This is a genomic window from uncultured Porticoccus sp. (assembly GCF_913061305.1).
Classification (GTDB): Bacteria; Pseudomonadota; Gammaproteobacteria; order Pseudomonadales; family Porticoccaceae; genus Porticoccus.
Window position 1 is genome coordinate 221581 of the sequence record NZ_CAJXST010000002.1, and the last position, 21560, is coordinate 243140.

20 protein-coding genes are annotated in these 21560 nt (G+C 54.8%); 19 read left to right on the plus strand and 1 reads right to left on the minus strand.

What is annotated here, in order from left to right:
• Positions 1–427: 427 nt before the first annotated feature.
• From QZ516_RS03110 to QZ516_RS03195, 18 genes are all read left to right on the plus strand, one after another.
• Complete coding sequence (locus QZ516_RS03110) at positions 428–2014, plus strand: peptide chain release factor 3 (RefSeq protein ID WP_297186062.1); 1587 nt, start codon at positions 428–430, stop codon at positions 2012–2014.
• Positions 2015–2132: 118 nt separating this feature from the next.
• On the plus strand, positions 2133–2627 hold the full coding sequence (locus tag QZ516_RS03115; RefSeq protein WP_297186064.1) for a hypothetical protein: 495 nt from the start codon (positions 2133–2135) through the stop codon (positions 2625–2627).
• A gap of 75 nt (positions 2628–2702) precedes the next feature.
• Complete coding sequence (locus tag QZ516_RS03120; RefSeq protein WP_297186067.1) at positions 2703–3452, plus strand: TSUP family transporter; 750 nt, start codon at positions 2703–2705, stop codon at positions 3450–3452.
• Entirely contained in the window at positions 3449–3778 is a 330-nt protein-coding gene (locus QZ516_RS03125) for a hypothetical protein (RefSeq protein ID WP_297186069.1), read from the plus strand. Before QZ516_RS03120 ends, QZ516_RS03125 begins: the two co-directional genes overlap by 4 nt.
• The gene (locus tag QZ516_RS03130) at positions 3775–4863 is read left to right on the plus strand and encodes an AI-2E family transporter (protein WP_297186071.1); all 1089 of its coding nucleotides are present in this window, start codon (positions 3775–3777) and stop codon (positions 4861–4863) included. The genes QZ516_RS03125 and QZ516_RS03130 overlap by 4 nt, the downstream gene beginning before the upstream one ends.
• 51 nt (positions 4864–4914) lie before the next feature.
• On the plus strand, positions 4915–5577 hold the full coding sequence (locus QZ516_RS03135) for a class I SAM-dependent methyltransferase (RefSeq protein ID WP_297186074.1): 663 nt from the start codon (positions 4915–4917) through the stop codon (positions 5575–5577).
• Positions 5578–5814: 237 nt separating this feature from the next.
• Complete coding sequence (locus QZ516_RS03140; protein WP_297186077.1) at positions 5815–8613, plus strand: DEAD/DEAH box helicase family protein; 2799 nt, start codon at positions 5815–5817, stop codon at positions 8611–8613.
• Positions 8610–10130: a restriction endonuclease subunit S gene (locus tag QZ516_RS03145; RefSeq protein ID WP_297186079.1), complete on the plus strand. Its 1521-nt coding sequence runs from the start codon at positions 8610–8612 to the stop codon at positions 10128–10130. Before QZ516_RS03140 ends, QZ516_RS03145 begins: the two co-directional genes overlap by 4 nt.
• Before the next feature lie 109 nt (positions 10131–10239).
• Entirely contained in the window at positions 10240–10404 is a 165-nt protein-coding gene (locus QZ516_RS03150) for a hypothetical protein (RefSeq protein ID WP_297186082.1), read from the plus strand.
• Positions 10405–10810: 406 nt separating this feature from the next.
• Positions 10811–11275, plus strand: a complete 465-nt coding sequence (locus QZ516_RS03155; RefSeq protein ID WP_297186084.1) for a hypothetical protein — start codon at positions 10811–10813, stop codon at positions 11273–11275.
• Positions 11276–11286: 11 nt separating this feature from the next.
• Complete coding sequence (locus QZ516_RS03160) at positions 11287–12069, plus strand: DUF1828 domain-containing protein (protein ID WP_297186087.1); 783 nt, start codon at positions 11287–11289, stop codon at positions 12067–12069.
• Between the two features lie 116 nt (positions 12070–12185).
• Complete coding sequence (locus tag QZ516_RS03165) at positions 12186–12350, plus strand: hypothetical protein (RefSeq protein ID WP_297186082.1); 165 nt, start codon at positions 12186–12188, stop codon at positions 12348–12350.
• Between the two features lie 3 nt (positions 12351–12353).
• On the plus strand, positions 12354–12884 hold the full coding sequence (locus QZ516_RS03170; protein ID WP_297186090.1) for a transposase: 531 nt from the start codon (positions 12354–12356) through the stop codon (positions 12882–12884).
• A 91-nt stretch (positions 12885–12975) separates the two neighbouring features.
• Positions 12976–13944 (plus strand): RhuM family protein, encoded by a 969-nt coding sequence (gene rhuM / locus QZ516_RS03175; RefSeq protein WP_297186094.1) that lies wholly within the window; start codon positions 12976–12978, stop codon positions 13942–13944.
• Between the two features lie 14 nt (positions 13945–13958).
• Complete coding sequence (locus QZ516_RS03180) at positions 13959–15449, plus strand: class I SAM-dependent DNA methyltransferase (protein ID WP_297186097.1); 1491 nt, start codon at positions 13959–13961, stop codon at positions 15447–15449.
• Positions 15450–15524: 75 nt separating this feature from the next.
• Positions 15525–16706 (plus strand): formate-dependent phosphoribosylglycinamide formyltransferase, encoded by a 1182-nt coding sequence (purT, locus tag QZ516_RS03185; protein ID WP_297186100.1) that lies wholly within the window; start codon positions 15525–15527, stop codon positions 16704–16706.
• Positions 16707–16800: 94 nt separating this feature from the next.
• A complete protein-coding gene (locus QZ516_RS03190; RefSeq protein ID WP_297186103.1) occupies positions 16801–18702 on the plus strand; it encodes an SLC13 family permease in 1902 nt (633 codons plus the stop codon).
• An 18-nt stretch (positions 18703–18720) separates the two neighbouring features.
• Positions 18721–19077 (plus strand): DUF1622 domain-containing protein, encoded by a 357-nt coding sequence (locus QZ516_RS03195; protein ID WP_297186106.1) that lies wholly within the window; start codon positions 18721–18723, stop codon positions 19075–19077.
• Positions 19078–19138: 61 nt separating this feature from the next.
• Here QZ516_RS03195 and QZ516_RS03200 read toward each other — a convergent pair whose 3' ends face one another.
• Complete coding sequence (locus tag QZ516_RS03200) at positions 19139–20611, minus strand: protein adenylyltransferase SelO (protein ID WP_297186109.1); 1473 nt, start codon at positions 20609–20611, stop codon at positions 19139–19141.
• A gap of 212 nt (positions 20612–20823) precedes the next feature.
• On the opposite strand from QZ516_RS03200, the gene QZ516_RS03205 reads away from it, so the two are divergent.
• Positions 20824–21486, plus strand: coding sequence for a cyclic nucleotide-binding domain-containing protein (locus QZ516_RS03205; protein WP_297186112.1), 663 nt, complete (start codon positions 20824–20826; stop codon positions 21484–21486).
• Positions 21487–21560 lie beyond the last annotated feature (74 nt).

Genomic DNA, 21560 nt, shown 5'->3' on the forward strand with positions numbered 1-21560 from the left:
TTGCGGGGTTCTTCCAGGGTGCGCCGCTGGCGCGTGCGATCCGGCGGGAAGGTGGGCGACTTTACCAGAAATGATCAATTGATTCATCGTCCGAAGGGGCGTTTTTTTGCCCGTAGACAGCCAGCAGGCTTATTGATTGTGGCTGTTTGACAAACTTTTGATGCAGATCAGCCTGGTGCCGGACCCCGTGGTAAAAAGTTGATGTCTCTGGATGATGTTTTGACTTGCCCCGGGAATGACCGGGTGCCAAGTGTGATGGTTATTGTCTGAAAACTGTAACGGCTGGCCAGTTTGAAAACCCTGTTATTCCGCTGCTCAATTTATCACCCCTTTCGTTTATAGCGGAGGGGCATTCAGATACAATGGGGAGCTTTTTATTGTTTAGAAAACGCGTTTATTAACCGGTCACAGGCAGGAATCAAGCAGTATGGGTGATAGCAGTTTATCCAATGAAATCAATAAGAGGCGCACGTTTGCTATCATCTCGCACCCCGACGCCGGCAAAACCACCATCACCGAGAAGCTGCTTTTATTCGGCAACCTGATTCAGGTGGCGGGTACCGTGAAAGGCAAAAAAGGCGATCGCCAGGCGACTTCCGACTGGATGCAGATGGAGAAGGAGCGCGGGATTTCCGTCACTTCGTCGGTGATGCAGTTTCCCTATCGGGACGCCATGGTCAATCTGCTGGATACCCCCGGCCACGAAGACTTTTCCGAGGATACCTATCGCACGCTCACGGCGGTGGACTCGGCACTGATGGTGATTGACGGTGCCAAGGGTGTTGAAGCCCGGACCATCAAACTGATGGATGTCTGCCGACTGCGGGACACGCCGATCATTTCTTTTGTCAACAAAATGGATCGCGACATTCGCGACCCTGTCGATTTGCTGGATGAAATTGAAGCGGTGTTGAAAATTACCGGCGCACCGATCAACTGGCCGATTGGCATGGGGCCGGATTTCAAAGGCGTGTATAACCTTTATACCGATACGATCCACGTGTTTAGACCGGGGCAGGGGCATACCATTCCGGAGGACATTCAGATTGTGGGAATCGACTCCGATGAGGCCACGCAATTGTTGGGTTATTACGTGGATGATATCCGCGAGCAAATCGAGCTGGTGCGCGGTGCGACCCACCAGTTCGATCTCGAGATGTTTCTTGCCGGGCAAATGACGCCGGTGTTCTTCGGTACCGCCCTGTCCAATTTCGGTGTCCGGGAAATGCTGGACCATTTCGTGCAGTGGGCGCCACCGCCGCAACCCCGCGGTGCGGTGGAGCGGGTGGTAGAACCCGATGAGCAGCAGTTCTCCGGCTTCGTGTTCAAGATTCAGGCGAACATGGACCCGAGGCACCGGGATCGCATCGCTTTCATGCGGCTCTGTTCCGGTAAATATACCCAGGGCATGAAGATGCGCCACGTGCGGCTGGGCAAGGAAGTCCGCATTGCCGACGCGGTGGGCTTCAAGGCTGGCGAGCGAATTGCCGTGGAAGAGGCGGTGGCCGGGGATATTATCGGTCTGCACAATCACGGCACCATCCAGATCGGTGATACTTTCACCGCGGGCGAAGATCTTAAATTTACCGGCATCCCCCATTTTGCACCGGAACTGTTCCGGCGTATCCGTCTGCGCGATCCGATGAAGATGAAGCAGCTTCAGAAAGGCCTGCAACAGTTGTCGGAAGAGGGCAGCACCCAGGTATTCTTCCCGATCCAGAGTAACGATATCGTGGTTGGCGCGGTGGGCCAGTTACAGTTCGATGTGGTGACCTACCGTCTCAAGGACGAATACGGGGTGGAAGCGGTCTATGAACCGGTCAATGTATATACGGCGCGCTGGATTGAATCCGACGACAAGAAAAAAATTGACGAGCTGAAGCGCAAGGTGCCGGAGGGCATTGCAGTGGACGGCGGAGGCCATCTCACCTATCTGGCGTCTACCCGGGTCAATCTGTCACTGACCGTCGAGCGCTATCCAGAGATTGACTTCAGGGCCACCCGGGAGCTCTGATCGATTGCCGGATGGGGCTTTTTGAACGATCGGTCGTCATTTTTGAGCAACCCCTGGCCATTGCCCGTCATCACCGGTTGTAATAGTCTGAGTGCCATCGAACGGATGGGGAAATGCCATGGATAACCGCCGCAAAACGGTCGTCATCAACAGCCGGTTTCAGTACCAGTATGCACTGCTCGCAGCCGCAGTCGCCGTGCTGTTGGTCAATCTGACCATTATCGCCCATGCCCTGCTTGCCGGCCCGCCGGGCCTGCTGCTCGGGGGCTGGAATATTCTGCTGGTGGCGGCGTTGGAAGTACTGCTGATCGGCGGTGTCTGGTGGGGCAGCCTGGTGTCGAGTAATCGTATTGCCGGCCCGGTCTTTGTGCTGGTTCGCCAGGCAGAAGCGCTGGCAAGCGGCGATTTTACGGCCAGAATTCGTTTGCGTAAGCGGGATGTTTTTCAGCCCGAGGCGGAGGAGATCAACCGGAGCTTTGATATCCTGCAATTGCGTTTGCAGCGATTGAAACATCTGGTTGGTGAGTTGGAAAAGCTGCCTGCCAGTGAGCCGGTCGGTCCGGAAAAAATTGCCGAGCTGAGGGCCGAGCTCGATCAATTCAAGACAACCTGATGCCATTATCCGGACGAAAGCCGATATCAATAACCCGAGGGCCTGCCGATTCCGATCCGGCAGGTAACGCCAGCGTTGCCTGACCTGTCGGTTTTTCTATTGCTCACTGCCATCGCTTTTGTGGCCGGTTTTATTTCCTCCATGGCCGGTGCGGGTGGCATGCTGACTTTGCCGGCCCTGCTCTGGGCAGGGCTGCCGCCCATTACTGCCCTGGCAACCAACAAGGTGCAGAGCACGCTGGGTACACTCTCCTCGGCCTGGAATTTTTTTCGCAAGGGGCACCTGGAACTGAGACCATTGTTGCCATCCTTTGTGACAGCGCTGCTGGGTGCCTGCCTGGGCACCTGGACAGCACTCAGTGTGGGCAACGAATTACTGGCACTGTTGCTGCCGGTCTTGTTGATTGCCATTGGCCTGTATTTCCTGCTGGCGCCGAAAATGACCGACGAAAACCGCCAGTCTCGTCTGTCCCCGGCACAGTTTGCCTGTACTGCCGCACCCTTAATGGGATTTTATGGCGGTTTTTTTGGCCCGGGGATGGGATCGATTTTCCCGTTTCTACTGGTTTGGCTGCTGGGCTATGGTTTGCGTAAAGCCACGGCTCAGACCAAAGCGATGGTCCTTTCGGTGAACGGCGTGTCGGCCGTGATATTTATAGTCGGTGGTCATGTGGTCTGGTCCTTGGCGATTGCCATGTCCTTGGCACAGGTGGTTGGCGCGCGGCTGGGTTCCAATCTGGTTATCAGCCGCGGCTCAGCGCTGGTTCAGCCGGTAATTATCGCGGTAACTCTGCTGGTGGCATTCAAGCTGTTGGTGCTACCGTGACCCTGCTGCTAACGATATTGCTGACATTTGCCCTAGTGCTGGTAGCCCTGGTGGTTTTTGTGCGTTTTGGTACCCCTTACTATCTGCTGAAACAGGAGAACCTGGAAGCCTTGCTCACCCTGATGGTGGAAGGGCGTGCCACCGATTCCGACTGGCAGGTATTTCTGGGCGTGCCAATCCGACATAATGAGCGCCTTGAAATGATTCGTCAGCAATGTGTCGACATCGATCAGCGCGAGTATGTCGGCGGCACGGGGTTTCTGTTGACCAGAAAGGGTATTGACGAAGTGAAGCAGTTGCTTGATGAACTCAAGAGGGATCAATGATGAGCGGAGAATTATCACCCATGGCCAAGGGATTGCTGACTGCGGCTGCCTTCGTGGTGGTGGTCGCCGGTCTCAAGGCAGCGGAAACCGTGTTGGTGCCGTTTCTGTTATCGGTATTCATTGCGCTGATTTTTTCGCCGCTGCTGGCCTGGCTGAAAGATCACCGGGTGCCAAATGTGGTAGCGATCTGCCTGATCATTGCCCTGGTGGTATTGATTGGCTGGCTGATTGGTATTCTGGTGGGTTCGTCCATCAATGATTTCCGTAAAAACCTGCCAGCCTACCAGGCGGGGCTGCAACAGCTGAGCGGTGGACTGCTGACCTGGCTGGGGGAGCACGGGGTCAAGCTGGACATGGAACAGATGCGCAACAGCTTCGATCCCGGCAAGGTCATGCAGTTGGCTGGCAACACTCTGAGCTCATTGGGCAATGCCATGACCAATGCCTTTCTGATTCTGCTGACCGTGATCTTTATCCTCGCGGAACAGGTGGGCTTTAGTGAAAAACTGCAGCTGGCCAGAAAGGACAACGGTGCCAGTCGTGACACCATGCAAAAGTTTACCGACAGCGTTAACAGCTATCTGGGCATCAAATCGCTGTTGAGCCTGCTCACCGGGATACTGGTGATGATCTGGTTGTGGATTCTCGGGCTGGATTACCCGGTGATGTGGGGGTTGTTGGCGTTTCTGCTCAACTTTGTGCCGAATATCGGCTCCATTATCGCGGCGGTGCCACCGGTGCTGCTGGCTCTGGTCCAACTGAATCCGCTGTTTGCGGGACTCACCGCCCTCGGCTTTCTCGTGGTGAATGTGCTGGTGGGCAATTTTCTCGAGCCGAGAATCATGGGCCGGGGGCTCAATCTGTCGCCCCTGGTGGTATTTCTTTCATTGGTGTTCTGGGGTTGGGTGCTTGGCCCGGTGGGCATGTTGCTGTCCATTCCGCTGACTATCATGGTCAAGATTGCCCTGGAAAATGACCCCGATACCTACTGGATGGGTGTGATGCTCGGTTCCGGTGACGGTGCCCCTGTATCGATAAAAGCGGATAACAGGGTATCGACGGACGCGGAAGAAAAGCAGCACTGAGCATCCCGCTCCGGAAAAAATATTTCTTGCAACGAAGGGGAGAGAGCGACGATGTCCAATCAAACCATCAGTCTCACAGACGCACTTCATCAATACCTGCTGGATGCCTCCCTGCGGGAGCCAGACGTGCTGAAGGCATTGCGTGAGGAAACGGCGACACTCTCCACCGCCAACATGCAGATTGCGCCGGAACAGGGACAGTTCATGGCTTTACTGGTGCATTTGTGCGGTGCCCGGCACATCATTGAAGTGGGGGTCTACACCGGTTACAGCTCCCTGGCAATGGCGCTGGCGCTGCCCGAGAATGGCCGTTTGCTGGCCTGTGATGTCAGTGAAGAATATACCAATATTGCCCAGCGCTACTGGAGCGAGGCCGGTGTGAGCAGCAAAATAGACCTGCATCTGGCCCCGGCAATCGAGACCCTGAAAACCCTGCGCAAGGACGGTGCCGCCGGGCGTTTTGACATGGCCTTTATCGATGCCGATAAAGCGGGTTACGACGCTTACTACGAACACTGCCTGGCGCTGTTGCGCCAGGGCGGTCTGATTGCTGTGGACAACGTGCTGTGGGGCGGCTCGGTAATCGATCCCGACAAACAGGATGAAGACACCTGTGCCATTCGCGCCTTTAATCAAAAATTGTTGGCCGACCAGCGGGTGGACATCAGCCTGGTGCCGATTGGCGACGGACTGCTGCTGGCGAGAAAAAGATAGCTTTTGCCGATCGGTTTTTGCAGACTCGTCGATGGCATAAATAATGACATAAACCATTGCAACCCATTGATTTTGAAGAATAGGGATCAAATAACAACAAAGGGAGTGACAAAGCTTGGCCCAGCCACAGGACAAAAATGCCAATAATTCGTTTGCTGTCCCCAGGGCAGGTAAAACACACAAGCCGACCTCCTTACTGACACGCTGCGGGTACACGCAGTTGGCCGGGAGTTTTCCATGTCTACATTAAACCAAACTCCCGAGCAACGGGCCCGCGACCGGATCGACTGGCAGCTGAGCGCGGCCGGCTGGGTCGTTCAAGACAAAAAAGCCATCAACTTTAACGCGGCACCAGGCGTCGCCGTGCGCGAGTACCAGACCGATGTCGGCCCCGCCGACTATGTACTGTTCGTCGACAAACAGGCCGTCGGCGTGATCGAAGCCAAGCCGGAAGACTGGGGCCACAAGATCACCACCGTGGAAGACCAGTCCCAGGGCTATGCCAACGCCACCCTCAAATGGGTCAATAACAACACCCCTCTGCGCTTTGTCTACGAAAGCACCGGGGTCATCACCCGCTTCACCGATGGTCGCGACCCCAAGCCCCGTTCCCGTGAGCTGTTCAACTTTCACCGCCCGGAAACCCTGGCAGAATGGCTGGTCCAGGGGCAAAGTAATCTGGGCACCCTGCGTACTCGCCTGCAACAGCTGCCGCCACTCAATACAGCCGGCCTGCGGGACTGCCAGATCACCGCCATCACCAACCTGGAAAACTCCTTCAGGCAGGATAAACCCCGCGCCCTGGTGCAAATGGCCACTGGCTCCGGCAAAACCTTTACTGCCATCACCGCTACCTATCGGCTACTGAAGCACGCGGGTGCCAAACGCATTCTGTTTCTGGTGGATACCAAAAACCTCGGCGAACAGGCCGAGCAGGAATTCATGGCTTTTCTGCCCAATGACGACAACCGCAAATTTACCGAGCTGTACAGCGTGCAGCGGCTCAAATCGGCTTTTGTCGCCACCGACACCCAAGTCAGCATCAGCACCATCCAGCGCATGTACTCCCTGCTCAAGGGCGAAGAACTGGACGAGGCTACCGAAGAGGAAAACCCCGCCGAGCACGCACCGCTGCGCCGGGAACCGCTGCCGGTCATCTATAACGAAAAAATCCCGCCGGAATTCTTCGACGTTATCGTCATCGACGAATGCCACCGTTCCATCTACAACCTGTGGCGGCAGGTGATCGAATATTTCGACGCCTACTTGATCGGCCTTACCGCCACCCCGGACAACCGCACCTACGGCTTTTTCAATAAAAACGTGGTCAGCGAATACGATCACGAAAAAGCAGTGGCCGACGGCGTTAACGTGGGTAACGAGATTTACGTGATTGAAACCGAAAAAACCCAACAGGGTGGCACCCTCACGGCCAAACAGCAGATCGAAAAACGCGAGCGTCTGACCCGCAAAAAACGCTGGGAAATCCAGGACGAAGACGACACCTACACAGCCAAACAGCTGGACCGCGACATCGTCAATCCCGACCAGATTCGCACCGTGATCCGCACCTTCAAGGAAAAACTGCCGGACATCTTCCCCTGCCGCAAAGAAGTCCCCAAAACCCTGATCTTTGCCAAAACCGACAGCCACGCCGATGACATTATCAATACCGTGCGTGAGGAATTTGGCGAGGGCAACCAGTTCTGCAAGAAGGTGACCTACAAAATCGAGGAAGACCCCAAATCCGTGCTCGCCCAGTTTCGCAACGACTACTACCCGCGCATCGCCGTGACCGTGGACATGATCGCCACCGGCACCGACGTCAAACCGCTGGAATGCCTGCTGTTTATGCGCGATGTCAAAAGCCGCAACTACTTCGAGCAGATGAAGGGCCGCGGCACCCGCACCCTGGATGCCGACAGCCTGAAAAAAGTCACCCCTTCAGCCACCAGTGCCAAAACCCACTACGTGATAGTGGATGCCATAGGCGTAACCAGATCTCTCAAAACTGCCAGCCAGCCGCTGATTACCAAACCCGGTGTCTCCCTGAAAAACCTGGCCATGGGTGTGATGATGGGGTCGGCCCGGGATGAGGACAGCGTCAGCTCGCTGGCGGGCCGCCTGGCCCGGCTGGACAAGCAACTGGACGACCAGGACCGCGCCCGCATCAGTGAAAAGTCCGGCGGCAAACCGCTGCTGCTGATTGTGGGCGAACTGCTCAACGCCATAAACCCGGATACCGTCGAGCAAAAAGCGTTGCAAATCGCCCGGCAACCGGAAGGCCTCGACCCCGGTGACAGCGCCCGCGATCAGGCCCGCGAGCAACTGGTGGGCCAGGCCGCCAACGTATTTACCGGCGAGCTGGTAGAGCTGATCGACAGTATCCGCCGCGATAAGGAACAAACCATTGTCCACGACGACCTGGACAGCGTCACCCGCGCCGAGTGGGACGGAGACACCACCGAAAACGCCAGGGCACTAACCCAGGAATTTGCCGATTATTTGCGCGAACACCAGAACGACATCGACGCACTCACCATCTACTTTCAAACCCCGGCCCGCCGCGCCGAAGTCAGCTACCAGATGATCAAATCCCTGCTCGACCAACTGCGCCAGGATCGACCCAAGCTCGCCCCCCAGCGTGTCTGGCAAGCCTATGCCCATCTGGATGGTTATTACGAAAAAGGAGGGCAGCGCGAAACCCCCATCAGCGACCTCACCGCACTGGTGGCGCTGATCCGCCGTGTCACCGGGCTGGACAGTACCCTCTCAACCTACAACAACACCGTGCGCCGCAACTTCCAACGCTGGATTCTGCAACACCACAGCGGCGCTGGCGAAAAATTCAACGAGGCACAAATGGCCTGGCTACACATGATTCGCGATCACATCACCAGTTCCTTCCATATGGAGCGCGACGACCTGGAAATGGCCCCCTTCGATGCCAAGGGCGGCATGGGGAAAATGTACCAATTGTTTGGTGAACGGATGGATGCGGTGATTGAGGAGCTTAATCGGGAGTTGGTGGCGTGAACGAAAAGGAAGAATTATGGAAAATTCCGAAATCATGGCGCTGGTGTGCCATAAAAGATCTTGGCGCTGTAATTGCTGGCGGCACACCAGCGAGCAAAGAACCCTCGTATTGGGGTGGGAGTATCAATTGGATTTCTCCGGCAGATCTGACTGGATACAGAAGTAAAACAATATCTAGAGGTGCGAAATTTCTCACTGAAAAGGGTCTGAAAAACAGCTCAGCCAAGGTCATGCCTGTGGGGAGCGTGCATTTTTCTTCAAGAGCACCAATTGGTTATGTGGCTATTAGCTCAGAACCCATGTCGACGAATCAGGGGTTCAAAAGTCTAGTCCCGTCGGAGGACGTGTTTAATGAGTACGTATACTACTACTTAAAGGGTTCAAAACAACTAGCAGAAAAGCGAGCTAGTGGTACGACGTTTCTCGAGCTTTCTGGCAAGGCTTTTGGCGCACTTCCGATTCCATTGCCTCCGCTTGAAGATCAAAAGCGCATCGTCGCCAAAATAGAAACCCTATTCTCCGAACTGGACAAAGGTATTGAATCCCTAAAAACCGCCCGCGAACAGCTCAAAGTCTACCGCCAGGCCGTCCTCAAACATGCCTTTGAAGGCAAACTCACCGCCCAGTGGCGTGAGGAAAATGCCGATAAGCTAGAGTCACCGGAACAACTCCTCACCCGCATTCAGCAGGAACGCGAGGCTCACTACCAGCGACAACTGCAAGACTGGCAAACCGCCGTCAAGGCGTGGGAGAAAAACGGCAAAGAAGGGAAGAAGCCGGGGAAGCCCAGGGAGCCAAGCGTACCAGATGCTTTGAATGCTGAACATATTTCAAGAATGTGGGATATACCTCGAAATTGGTGTTGGCTTCAAATTGGTAAATTCAGTTTTGTGACAAAGTTGGCTGGTTTTGAATACACCAAGTTTGTCACATATGATGAGGACGGCGACCTCCCGGTCATCAAAGCCGAAAATGCTGCTTTACACGGCTTCAAAGTCACCGCCTATTCGAAAGTAAAATCATCCTCGGTTGCGAGCCTGACTCGTTCATTCCTTACTGGCGGCGAGTTGCTTATGGTGTTCGTCGGCGCAGGTACAGGGAATGTAGCCATCGTTCCATCTAATCAAAAATACTTTTTAGGCCCTAACATAGGGATGATCAGGGTCGAAAGTGAAGCGATTGAGTCACGTTACGTTGAGTTATTCCTCCGATCACCCATTGGAAAAGACCTCACTTTGGCAGCGGTGAAGGCTGTCGCACAGCCTTCACTTTCAATGGGAACGATCAGACAGATACCGATTGCTATTCCGGATATAAATGAGCAGCACAAAATAGTCAGCGAGCTAGAGCACTATCTGTCAATAATTGAAAACTCTGAAACCGAAATTAGTGCCAACTTGGTGGCGTCCGAAACCCTCCGCCAATCCATCCTGAAAAAAGCCTTCTCCGGCCAGCTCGTCCTGCAAGACCCCAACGATGAACCTGCCAGCGCATTGTTCGAACGCATCCGAAACTAAAAAAGGTGTCGGAGGGATTAAACCCTGACCACTGACCAACCCGGTTGATTTGCTATTATTCTCTGAACATCAATATAAACTACTGCCAGGCATCGCAAGGGAGTTGCATATGCCGCGACGCACACGGATGTATCTACCGGGATTGCCGTACCATCTAACCCAGCGCGGCAATAATCGGGAGGCTTGTTTTATTGAGCCGGACAACTATCAGTACTATCTCGAACTCTGGCAAGAGGTGGCCAGGCGCTATGGTGTGGCCGTCCATGCCTATTGACTCATGACCAACCATATCCACTTTCTAGTCACCCCGCAGTCACCCACGGCCATTTCCAATACCATGAAAGTGGTAGGCAGCCGCTACAAAAAGGTGTCGGAGGGATTAAATTCTGACCAGCCCGGTTGGTTTGTCTATTATTCTCTGAACATCAATACAAACTACTGCCGGGCATCGCAAGGGAGTTGCATATGCCACGACGCATACCGGATGTATCTACCAGGATTGCCGTACCATCTACCATCTAACCCAGCGAGATTTAATCCCTTCGACACCTTTTCGCTATGTTCGAGTTCATTAAATCAAAATGCCCCCGTGCTGATGAAGCATCGTAAATTTTGATGTGTCTGGTGTAGAAGCAAGCCATGCAGGTACACTATTCAAGTCACCAAACTGAGATGATCCCATGAACTTTGATCAGTTAACCGATAAGGACATTGACGACCTGATCAAGCTGCCCAAGCGGATCAGTAATCCGTCTGCACGGTGGCAGGAAAAGCCGGGGCACAAGCAGCGGAATTTCAACATCGTTGCCGAAAATCATTCCTTTACGGTGTATCAGCGCCAGAACCTGTTCGATGACAAGGATTTTTCCTGTGGCCTCAAAGTGATAAAACCGGACGGACAACCTCTGACGCTGCTACGATATAATGGCGGTGGTCATATACATGGCGATATCCAGTTCGCCTGCCATATTCACAGTGCTACAGAAAAGGCGATACTCGCGGGAAGGAAACCGGAATCCCATGCTGAGGCAACGGCTCTATATCGAACTTTGGAAGGCGCTTTGGCCTGTTTGTTGGAAGATGCCCGTATTCGTGGGCTAAGTAATGTAAAGAAGGATGAGCCCGATCTCTTCGAGTCCGAGTAGGGGGTGCCGACATGATCGAACAATTGAACGAACAGAGGTTATGCGAGCAGTTTTGCGCCCAGGTTCGGCTGCATCGCCGCTCCAATGGCATGGTGATGCTAGAGACCCCCTTTGCCTACCCTGATGGAGATCAGTATCCGCTGTACCTCAGTGATACCACGACGGGTGGTCTGAGGGTTAGTGACGGCGGCCACACCCTGATGCACCTGAGCTATGAGAACGACGTTGACAAGTTTTTTGAAGGCTCAAGAGCGCAGCTTTGGAGCCAGGTCACGGCGGAACAAGGTGTGAGCTATGACGAGACTAATGGGCAGTTCTGGCTGGAGTGTGCACCGGCGGAACTGGCTATCAGTTCCTTTCGTCTCGGCCAGGCCATCACCCGCATTTATGATCTGACTTTCTTGAATCGTTCACGGGTGGCAAGCACCTTCTACGAAGATCTCCAGGAACAGCTTCTGTTGCTGGTCTCCGAAGACAGGGTTCACAAAGATTATTCAGTACCCGGCATTCCCAATGCGGAAAATTATCCTGTGGATTTCTGCCTGGATGGCCGTAACAACATGCCTGTTTTCCTGTTTGGCATTCCCAACCGGGACAAGGCACGATTGGCCACGATCTTCCTACAGTACTATCACCAGCATCAAATAGATTTTGATTCGCTGCTGATATTTGCCGACCAAAAGGATATTCCCCGCGCTGATCTCGCTCGGTTGTCCAATGTGGGTGGCGAAATGATTGCTTCGCTGAATGCGGAGGATGACTTCCGGCGCAAATTGCTGCGCAAAGTGGCTTGATTCAGCAAAGGCGAAAAGGTGTCGGAGGGATTAAACCCTGACCAACCCGGTTGGTTTCTCTATTATTCTCTGAACATCAATACAAACTACTGCCAGGCATCGCAAAGGAGCTGCATATGCCACGACGCACACGGATGTATCTACCGGGATTGCCGTACCATCTAACCCAGCGCGGCAATAATCGGGAGGCTTGTTTTATTGAGCCGGACAACTATCAGTACTATCTCGAACTCTGGCAAGAGGTGGCCAGGCGCTATGGTGTGGCCGTCCATGCCTATTGACTCATGACCAACCATATCCACTTTCTAGTCACCCCGCAGTCACCCACGGCCATTTCCAATACCATGAAAGTGGTAGGCAGCCGCTATGCCCGATACATCAATCTGCGCTATAAACGCACAGGGACGGTGTGGGAGGGACGACACTACTCCAGTTTGATCCAGTCCGAAAAATATCTGCTGATCTGCCATCGCTACATCGAGCTGAATCCTGTCAGGGCCGGCATGGTGGTTCGACCGGAAGAATATCGCTGGTCGGGCTATGGCGCGAATGCCTGGGGGGATGAGAGTTTGCTCAAGCCGCATGAAGAATATTTGATGCTGGGTTTGGATATCGAGTCACGCTGCCATGCCTATCGAGAATTATTTCAACATCAGCTAGGCGAGGCCGATTTGCATCGTGTCCGTAAAGCGGCACACTATAGCCAGCCGGTAGGTGATGATCGGTTTCGGCAACAAATAGAACAGCAATACGGAATCAAGCTGGGCCAGGCGAAACGGGGGCGACCAAAGAAAAGGAAAGATGGGGTTGGTTAAGATTTAATCCCTCCGAGACCTTTTAGAATCCGACACCTTTTAGAATCCGACACCTTTTAGAATCCCAACGGGTTAGCCCTAAGGACGTGCTGTGAATGATATTGTGATTTTTGAGACTGAAAACCAGGCAGTGGAAGTGCGCCTGGAGAGTGAAACCTTGTGGTTAACACAAAAGCAAATGGGTGAGTTATTTGCCACGACTCCTGAAAACGTGCTGATGCACCTGAAAAACATATATAAAGACAATGAGTTAGATAGTGCGTCAACTGCTAAGGATTTCTTAGTAGTTCGACAGGAGGGCGCTCGTCAGGTTAAGCGCAACCTGATTCACTACAACCTCGACGCCATCATTTCGGTTGGTTACCGGGTCAATTCCACCCAGGCCACACGTTTCCGCCAATGGGCCACCCGGGTGCTGCGCGAGCACCTGACACAGGGTTACAGCCTTAACGAACACCGGCTGGCGCAGCAGGGACTAGCCGAGTTGGAGCAGGCGGTGGATTTGTTGGGCAAGACACTCATGCGGCAGGAGTTGGTGACCGACATCGGGCGTGAGGTGGTGGGGCTCATTCTGCGCTACTCCAGGACCTGGCGTTTGTTGCTGGATTACGACGAGGGCAGGCTGAGCATTCCCGCTGGCGCACAACCGGCGCGTGGTGTATTGCGGCTGGAGGAGGCTCGCCGGGCGCTGGATGCGCTGGCCGGAGAATTGCGTCAGCGCGACGAGGCCAGTGAGCTGTTCGCCCGCGATCGGGGCGAGGGGCTGGCGGCGATTCTGGGTAATATCGAACAGACCATGTTTGGCGAACCGCTGTACAAAACCCGTGAAGAACGCGCCGCGCATCTGCTTTATTTTGTGATCAAAAACCACCCGTTCTCAGATGGCAATAAACGCTCCGGGGCATTTTTGTTTCTGCTCTACCTGCGTCAGGAGGGAATGCGCCTGACCCTGGATGAAAACGGTCTGACGGCACTGACGCTGCTGATCGCCGAGAGCGATCCCAAGGCCAAGGATCTGATGGTACGGCTGGTGATGAACCTGCTGGGCCCTAATACCTAACAAGAGAAGAAACCATGAGCACTGCCCCTATCATCTCCAAAGTCTGGAGTTTCTGTACCACCTTGCGCGACGATGGGGTGGGCTATGGCGATTATCTGGAACAGCTCACCTATCTGATCTTCCTGAAAATGGCGGATGAGTATTCCAAACCTCCCTACAATCGCGATGTGGGCATTCCCGAGCAGTACCGCTGGCAAAGTTTGAAAAACAAGAAAGGTGCCGAGCTCGAAGTACTGTATGTGGAGCTGCTGCGTGCGCTGGGCACCCAGAAAGGTATGCTCGGCCAGATATTCACCAAAGCGCAAAACAAAATCCAGGATCCGGCCAAGCTCTACCGGCTGATCGATATGGTGGACAGCACCCAGTGGGCCACCATGGGTGCGGACGTGAAAGGGGATATCTACGAAGGCCTGCTGGAGAAGAATGCTGAGGATACCAAGTCCGGTGCCGGTCAGTACTTTACCCCGCGGGCGCTGATCCGTGCCATGGTGGAGTGCGTGCGTCCGGAGCCAAAAAAAACCATTGCTGACCCGGCTTGTGGTACCGGTGGTTTTTTTCTGGCGGCCTATGATTTTCTGACTGATCCAAATCACTACAAGTTGGATAAGGCGCAAAAAACTTTTCTCAAACATGAAACTTTTTATGGCAACGAGATTGTCGCTAATACCCGTCGCATGTGCCTGATGAATATGTTCCTGCATAACATCGGTGAGATTGACGGCGATTCGCTGGTGTCGCCCAACGATGCTCTGGTGGCCGTCAGCCCGCAGAGTTTCGATTATGTGTTGGCCAATCCGCCGTTCGGTAAAAAAAGCTCAATGAGTTTTACCAATGAAGAGGGCGAACAGGAAACCGACGATCTGACCTACAATCGGCAGGATTTTTGGGCCACGACCTCTAACAAACAGCTGAATTTTGTGCAGCATATCCGCAGCATGTTGAAGACCACTGGCAAGGCGGCGGTGGTTGTTCCCGACAACGTATTGTTTGAGGGGGGTGCGGGTGAAACCATCCGTAAAAAGTTGCTGGAAAATACCGACCTTCATACCATTTTGCGTCTACCCACTGGCATTTTTTACGCCAACGGCGTGAAGGCCAATGTTTTGTTTTTCGATAACCAGCCAGCGAGCCCAAAATCCTGGACAAAAGAAGTCTGGTTTTACGATTACCGCACCAATGTCCATCACACCCTCAAGAAAAAGCCGTTGCGCTTTGCTGATCTGGCCGAATTTATTCAGTGCTATAACCCGGAAAATCGACACCAGCGCAAAGCTACATGGCATGCCGAGAAAACCCCGGAAGGCCGCTGGCGCAAGTATAGCTATGAAGAGCTGGTGGCCCGCGACAAGACCAGTCTGGATCTGTTCTGGCTCAAAGATAAAAGTCTGACTGACCTCGACAACCTGCCCGAGCCGGACGAGCTGGCCGAAGAAATTATCGAGAACCTGGAGGCGGGTTTGAACAGTTTCCGTGAAGTGTTGACGGGGTTGAATCAAAAAGCATAAATAGCAGTAACCGGTCATTTTTGTACTTGATGCAATAGCTGTTTGGCCAAACAGGCTCACCACCAGGAGTGATTCATGACAACCATTGGTACACCGCTCGCACCCCATGCCACCCGGGTGATGTTTCTCGGCAGTGGTGAGCTCGGCAAAGAGGTGGCCATAGAGTTGATGCGCTACGGTTGCGAGGTGATTGCCGTGGATCGCTATGCCAATGCGCCGGCCATGCAGGTGGCCCATCGCAGTCATGTGATCAATATGCTGGACGGGGAGGCTTTGCGCTGGCTGGTGGAGAACGAAAAGCCGCATCTGATCGTGCCGGAAATCGAGGCGATTGCCACTGCCGAGCTGGTGGCGCTCGAGCAGGAGGGCTGGCAGGTGGTGCCCTCGGCGAGAGCGGTCCACCTCACCATGAACCGCGAAGGCATTCGCCGACTTGCCGCCGAGGAACTGAAACTGGCGACTTCGCCCTACCGTTTTGCTGAAAGCAGGGCTGAATATGAGGCGGCCATCAGGGCGGTCGGGCTGCCCTGCGTGGTCAAGCCGATTATGTCTTCTTCAGGCAAAGGCCAGAGTACCGTCAAATCCGAAAACCAGATCGATGCCGCCTGGGAGTATGCCCAATCCGGTGGTCGCAGTGGTCAGGGCAAGGTGATTGTCGAGGGGTTTGTGGACTTTGATGATGAGATCACGTTGCTCACTGTGCGTCATCGGGATGGCACCAGTTTCTGTGCCCCCATCGGCCACCGTCAGGAAAAAGGCGATTACCGCGAGTCCTGGCAGCCCCAGTTTATGGATGCCGCTGTCCTTGAGGAAGCGCAGCGGGTTGCCGCCGCCGTCACCGGCGCGCTGGGTGGCTATGGCCTGTTTGGGGTAGAACTGTTTATCAAGGGCAATGCCGTCTATTTCAGTGAGGTATCACCAAGGCCCCATGACACCGGTCTGGTGACACTGATGTCCCAGAATCTGTCCGAATTCGCCCTGCATGCCAGGGCCATTCTCGGCTTGCCGATTCCTGTGATCCACCAGCTTGGGCCCTGTGCTTCCGCCGTATTATTGGTGACGGGCGAGTCCAGCGACATGCGTTACGGCAACCTGTCTGCAGCGCTGGCCGAGCCGGACACGGAACTGCGCCTGTTCGGTAAACCGGCGGTTCGTGGTGAACGTCGCCTGGGGGTTGCATTGGCCCGGGATAGCAGCACCGAGGCGGCTGTCGCCAAAGCGCTGCGGGCGATTGAGCAGATCGAGGTAACCCTGTAGTGAGTATTGCACAGGTCAGCGGTTGGGGTTGTCTCTGGGAAACCCGGTTTGTTGTGTTTCTTCAGTCCATCAACTGTCGATCCGGAGCATCCCTGTGAGTGACATAAACAGTGATCAGTTAATCGTCTTTGCGGTGTTGGCCGCTACGCTGGGCATGTTTGTGTGGAATCGCTGGCGCTACGATATTGTGGCACTGATGGCCCTGCTGGTGGTGGCACTGGTGGGCATTGTGCCGCCGGATCAGGTCTTTATGGGGCTCGGCCATCCTGCAGTGATTACGGTGGCGGCGGTGCTGGTGTTGAGTCGTGGACTGCTCAATGCCGGGGTGGTAGATACCCTGTCCCGGCATCTGATGCGAGCGGGCGATGCCCCCTGGATCCAGGTGGCGGTGCTGACCGGTATCGTGGCCATCTGCTCCGGCTTTATGAACAACGTCGGTGCGCTGGCGCTGTTTATGCCAGTGGCGGTGTGGATGTCCCGCCAGAGCGGCTTTTCACCCTCCCTGCTGCTGATGCCGTTGGCGTTTGGATCGCTGCTGGGCGGCATGCTGACCATGATCGGCACCCCGCCCAATATTATCATTGCGTCCTATCGGGCAGAGGTCGGTGGCACACCTTTTGGCATGTTTGATTTCATGCCCGTGGGGGCGTTGCTGACTCTGGTTGGGGTGGCCTTTATCGCACTGATCGGCTGGCGATTGACGCCCCGGCGTGAAGATCAGGATGACTCGGAGTCGCTGTTTGAAATCAGCGCCTATCTGACGGAACTGCGTATTCCGGAGGGCTGCAAATACGCAGGGCAAACCCTTCATGACCTGTTGTCCGTCGTACAGGACGATTCGGATGTGATGGTGGTGGGCTTGTTCCGCGATGAGCAACGCCAGGAGATGCCGTCCATTTACAAGGTGCTGCGGGAGCAGGATGTTTTGCTGGTGGAGGCGGACTCGGAAAGCCTCAAGTCACTGATTGACGAGACCGGTCTTGAATTGGCAGAGGGGAGCAGCAAAGAGGAGAATCTGGCCGATTCCTCCAAAGATGATCAGGATGAATTACAGGTTGCTTCAGAACAAACACAGGTCGACAGAAACGGCGATACCGCTGCCGAAGAGGACACCGGTGAGAAATCAAAGGCCAAACCGGGCAAGCTGACGCTGGTGGAGGCCATTGTCACGCCCGGTTCAGTACTGCTGGGAACAACCGCCACCGGGGTTGATTTACGCAAGCGCTTTAGCGTGAATGTGCTCGCTGTGGCCCGGCAGGGCCATCGGCTGCGGCAACGGATTGGCAAAATTCGCTTTGTGGCGGGTGACATACTGCTGCTGCAGGTTCAGGAAGAAAATATGTCGGCGGCCCTTTCAAGTCTGGGTTGTCTGCCGCTGGCTTCCCGGGGTCTGGAGATAGGCCGGCCTCGCAAGGTGTTTCTGGCCATTGCGATTTTTGCCCTGTCGTTGGTGGTGATCGCCCTGAATCTGGTATCCGCCGCCACTGCGCTGGTGGGCGGTGCATTGGTGATGGTGCTGGTGAATCTGGTGCCGCCGGGTGAAATTTACAAAAGTATCGATATGCCGGTGATTGTGTTGCTGGCAGCCATGCTGCCGGTTGGCAATGCCCTGGAAACCACCGGTGGCTCCCAGTTGATTGCCGACGGTTTATTGAACATTGCCAGCGCTGTGCCGCCGATGGCGACCCTGGCGATACTGATGACGGCGGTCATGCTGCTGTCCAATGTGGTCAACAATGCCGCCGCCGCGATTCTGGCTGCACCGGTAGCGATCAACCTTGCTCAGGGTATGCAGGTCTCGGCGGATCCCTTGCTGATGGCAGTGGCGATTGGTGCCTCCAGCGCCTTCCTGACACCCATCGGACATCAATCCAATACCCTGGTGATGGAGCCGGGTGGTTATCAGTTCAGTGACTACTGGCGAATGGGTCTGCCTTTATCCATACTGATTGTTGCCTGTGCCACGCCCATGATCCTCTGGGTCTGGCCACTGTAAAACAAGGACAGGAATATCATGGCGCTTACCGAGATTATTTCCCTGGCGGGATACGCCATCGAAGCTGCCGGTGTGTTGGTGGTGATGATCGGCTCTGTACTCTCCACCGTCAATTTCCTGCGGGGCTATCGCCATCAGTCGGAGGGTGTTGCATACCGGGTGTATCGCAGGCAGTTGGGACGCTCGATAATCCTGGGGTTGGAGTTCCTGATCGCCGGGGACATCATTCGCACCGTGATTGTAGAAACGTCACTGGAGAATGTCGCCGTACTCGGCCTGATTATTCTGATCCGAACCTTCCTCAGCCTGACACTTCACCTTGAAATCGAGGGCCGGTGGCCCTGGCAGCCGGAGGACAAGGGACCCGTGCAATAGGCCAGTTAAACAGAACCCTGTTGAGTCATTGGACGTTCGGATGCCTGGTTGGCAAATCCTGTCAGGAGGAGCAGCTCACGCTGAGCTGTTGGCTCCAGGCCGGTGGATGCCGGGCGTATTCCTCGCAGTCAGGGTGTTCATCAAAAGGTGTTTTCAGCAGCTTGAGCAATCGCTCAATTTCACGGTAATCCCCGTCATCCTCGGCCTTGCGAATGGCGATTTCTGCCATGTAGTTGCGCAGCACATACTTCGGATTGGTTTTCAGCATGGCTTGACGGCGCTCCACTGCTGAGTGCTGTTCAGATTCTCTGGCGAGTCGCTGGCGATAGCGTTCTGCCCAGCCATCAAAAGCTGCGGGATCCAGAAACAGATCGCGCAGCGGGTCATTGGTCCCTTTCTCCTGAAAGTCGCAGAGTTTGCGAAAGAAAATAGTGTAGTCGACATTGCTGGTTGTCATGGCCGCCAGCAGATCGTCGATGAGTGACTGATCGTCCCTCTCTGTCGTGAGCAGACCGAGCTTTTGTCGGTGCAGTTGCAGCAGACTGTCAAAAAACAGCGGCTCGTATTCCTCCAGTACTCTGGTCAGTGTTTCCACGCTGAGCAGGCTGGTCAGTGCATTGGCCAGGGCATTGCAGTTCCACAGGCCGATAATGGGCTGGCGCTTGAAGGCATAGCGCCCGCCGTGATCGGAATGGTTGCAGATAAACTCCGGGTTGTAGCTGTCGAGAAAGCCGAACGGGCCGTAATCGAGGGTGTCGCCAATAATCGACATGTTATCGGTATTCATCACGCCGTGGGCAAAGCCCACTGCCTGCCATTGGGCAATCAGCCGTGCCGTACTGTGAACAGCATGCCGGAACATACCCAGATAGCAGTCATCACAGCCAGCCAGTTCAGGCAGATGTTGTTCGATCACATGGTCAGCCAGGATCTGGACTTGTTCGGTTTCACCCCGGTGATGAAAATATTCAAAGGAGCCGAAGCGGACATGACTGCGGGCCAGTCGGATCAGCATGGCGGCCTGCTCGGTGGTTTCGCGGTAGACCGGTTCGTCGCTGGCGGCGATGCTCAGTGCCCGGGTGGTGGCAATGCCCAGCCCGTGCAGGTTCTCACTGCACAGGTATTCACGGATGGAAGAGCGCAGTACAGCACGACCATCGCCGAAGCGGGAATAGGGTGTCTGTCCGGCCCCTTTGAGGTGGATGTCCCATTTGCCCTGTGGTCCATCCACTTCACCCAGTAGCAGTCCGCGTCCGTCGCCCAATCGGGGCACGTAGGAACCAAACTGGTGACCGCTGTAGACCATCGCCCGGGGGTCGCTGCCCGGCAGGGTGAGGTTGCCGCTGCACCACTGCAAAAACCAGTCCTGTTGCAATTCTTCGATATCGATACCGAGCAGTTCGGCGGCATCCTCGTTGACGCTGACCAGCCAGGGGTTTTCAATGCCACTGGGTGTGACCGGAGTGGAGAAGTCCTCACCCAATGCGGCAAAACTGTTCTTGAAGTGCAGTGTGCTGATAATGTGGTCATCCATTGAGGGTTAAAAAGTGTCTTGGCAAATGGCAGGGCAGGTTTTGCGACCGCTACTTTACGGTGTTTTCGTTGCCGGTTTGTTCCGGTTACTGTAACAGCTGTCTGCCGGTTGTATCATCCCGCTGCCCTGTCCTTGCGTTAAATACGCTTAAAAACTGGCTATCCGCCGCAAGGGGTATGATAATTTGCCCAGCAACCAGGGGAGCTCTATTGATGCCTATGAACCCGGCATTGCAACTGACAGCAGAAGAGCTGGAAAAAAAGGTCGCCTCACTGCATTTTTTCAAGGAAGTCGGCCGTCACGACCCACAGCAGCTGCGCATACTGATTCAGCAGTCCCATCTCTATTCTGTCGCACCCGGTGAGACCTTCCTCAAGGCCGGCGAACAGGGCAGCTGGATGTACTTCCTGATGCGAGGCAAATTGCTGGTATGCGACCCGCTCGATCACAGCAAAGTGATTGGGGTTTTGATTCCGGGGGACGTGTTTGGCGAAATTGCCGTGATTACCGGCAATAAAAGAACACAGGATATTGTCGCTCCGGGGCTGATTCGTGAAGCTGTTGTGTTCGCCACGGACTTTGCCTGCCTGCATGTCAAACCTGAGCACAACCCATTGACGCTGCCGACCAAACTGATTGTCTATCGGCAGATTGTACATATCCTCCGCTGGCGCATTGAGCTCTATCGCACCCGGTTTCCCGATCACCCAATGGTACGGGTACCGTTCAACCTGATTCACCGTTCTCCCGCAGGCGATACAGAAGAGGAGTTGCAGGAACAGCGTGACTACGCCCTGTTTCTGGCTGACCGTCTGCAGCAGCTCAATACAAAACTCGGGCCGATCAACAATGATGTCGGGGATGTTGTGAGTTGAAGGTCTTCGCGATTCGCGTTTCATCCTTTTATTGGCTCGGCTACCATGGCCGCTGCGGTGCAGAATGGTCTGCG

What these genes read in the sequence shown, in the direction of transcription:
- QZ516_RS03110 (WP_297186062.1), top strand. Translation starts at nt 428, where the DNA reads ATGGGTGATAGCAGTTTATCCAATGAAATCAATAAGAGGCGCACGTTT.
- QZ516_RS03115 (WP_297186064.1), top strand. Translation starts at nt 2,133, where the DNA reads ATGGATAACCGCCGCAAAACGGTCGTCATCAACAGCCGGTTTCAGTAC.
- QZ516_RS03130 (WP_297186071.1), top strand. Translation starts at nt 3,775, where the DNA reads ATGATGAGCGGAGAATTATCACCCATGGCCAAGGGATTGCTGACTGCG.
- QZ516_RS03135 (WP_297186074.1), top strand. Translation starts at nt 4,915, where the DNA reads ATGTCCAATCAAACCATCAGTCTCACAGACGCACTTCATCAATACCTG.
- QZ516_RS03140 (WP_297186077.1), top strand. Translation starts at nt 5,815, where the DNA reads ATGTCTACATTAAACCAAACTCCCGAGCAACGGGCCCGCGACCGGATC.
- QZ516_RS03150 (WP_297186082.1), top strand. Translation starts at nt 10,240, where the DNA reads ATGCCGCGACGCACACGGATGTATCTACCGGGATTGCCGTACCATCTA.
- QZ516_RS03155 (WP_297186084.1), top strand. Translation starts at nt 10,811, where the DNA reads ATGAACTTTGATCAGTTAACCGATAAGGACATTGACGACCTGATCAAG.
- QZ516_RS03160 (WP_297186087.1), top strand. Translation starts at nt 11,287, where the DNA reads ATGATCGAACAATTGAACGAACAGAGGTTATGCGAGCAGTTTTGCGCC.
- QZ516_RS03165 (WP_297186082.1), top strand. Translation starts at nt 12,186, where the DNA reads ATGCCACGACGCACACGGATGTATCTACCGGGATTGCCGTACCATCTA.
- QZ516_RS03170 (WP_297186090.1), top strand. Translation starts at nt 12,354, where the DNA reads ATGACCAACCATATCCACTTTCTAGTCACCCCGCAGTCACCCACGGCC.
- QZ516_RS03180 (WP_297186097.1), top strand. Translation starts at nt 13,959, where the DNA reads ATGAGCACTGCCCCTATCATCTCCAAAGTCTGGAGTTTCTGTACCACC.
- purT (WP_297186100.1), top strand. Translation starts at nt 15,525, where the DNA reads ATGACAACCATTGGTACACCGCTCGCACCCCATGCCACCCGGGTGATG.
- QZ516_RS03195 (WP_297186106.1), top strand. Translation starts at nt 18,721, where the DNA reads ATGGCGCTTACCGAGATTATTTCCCTGGCGGGATACGCCATCGAAGCT.
- QZ516_RS03200 (WP_297186109.1), bottom strand. Translation starts at nt 20,611, where the DNA reads ATGGATGACCACATTATCAGCACACTGCACTTCAAGAACAGTTTTGCC.
- QZ516_RS03205 (WP_297186112.1), top strand. Translation starts at nt 20,824, where the DNA reads ATGCCTATGAACCCGGCATTGCAACTGACAGCAGAAGAGCTGGAAAAA.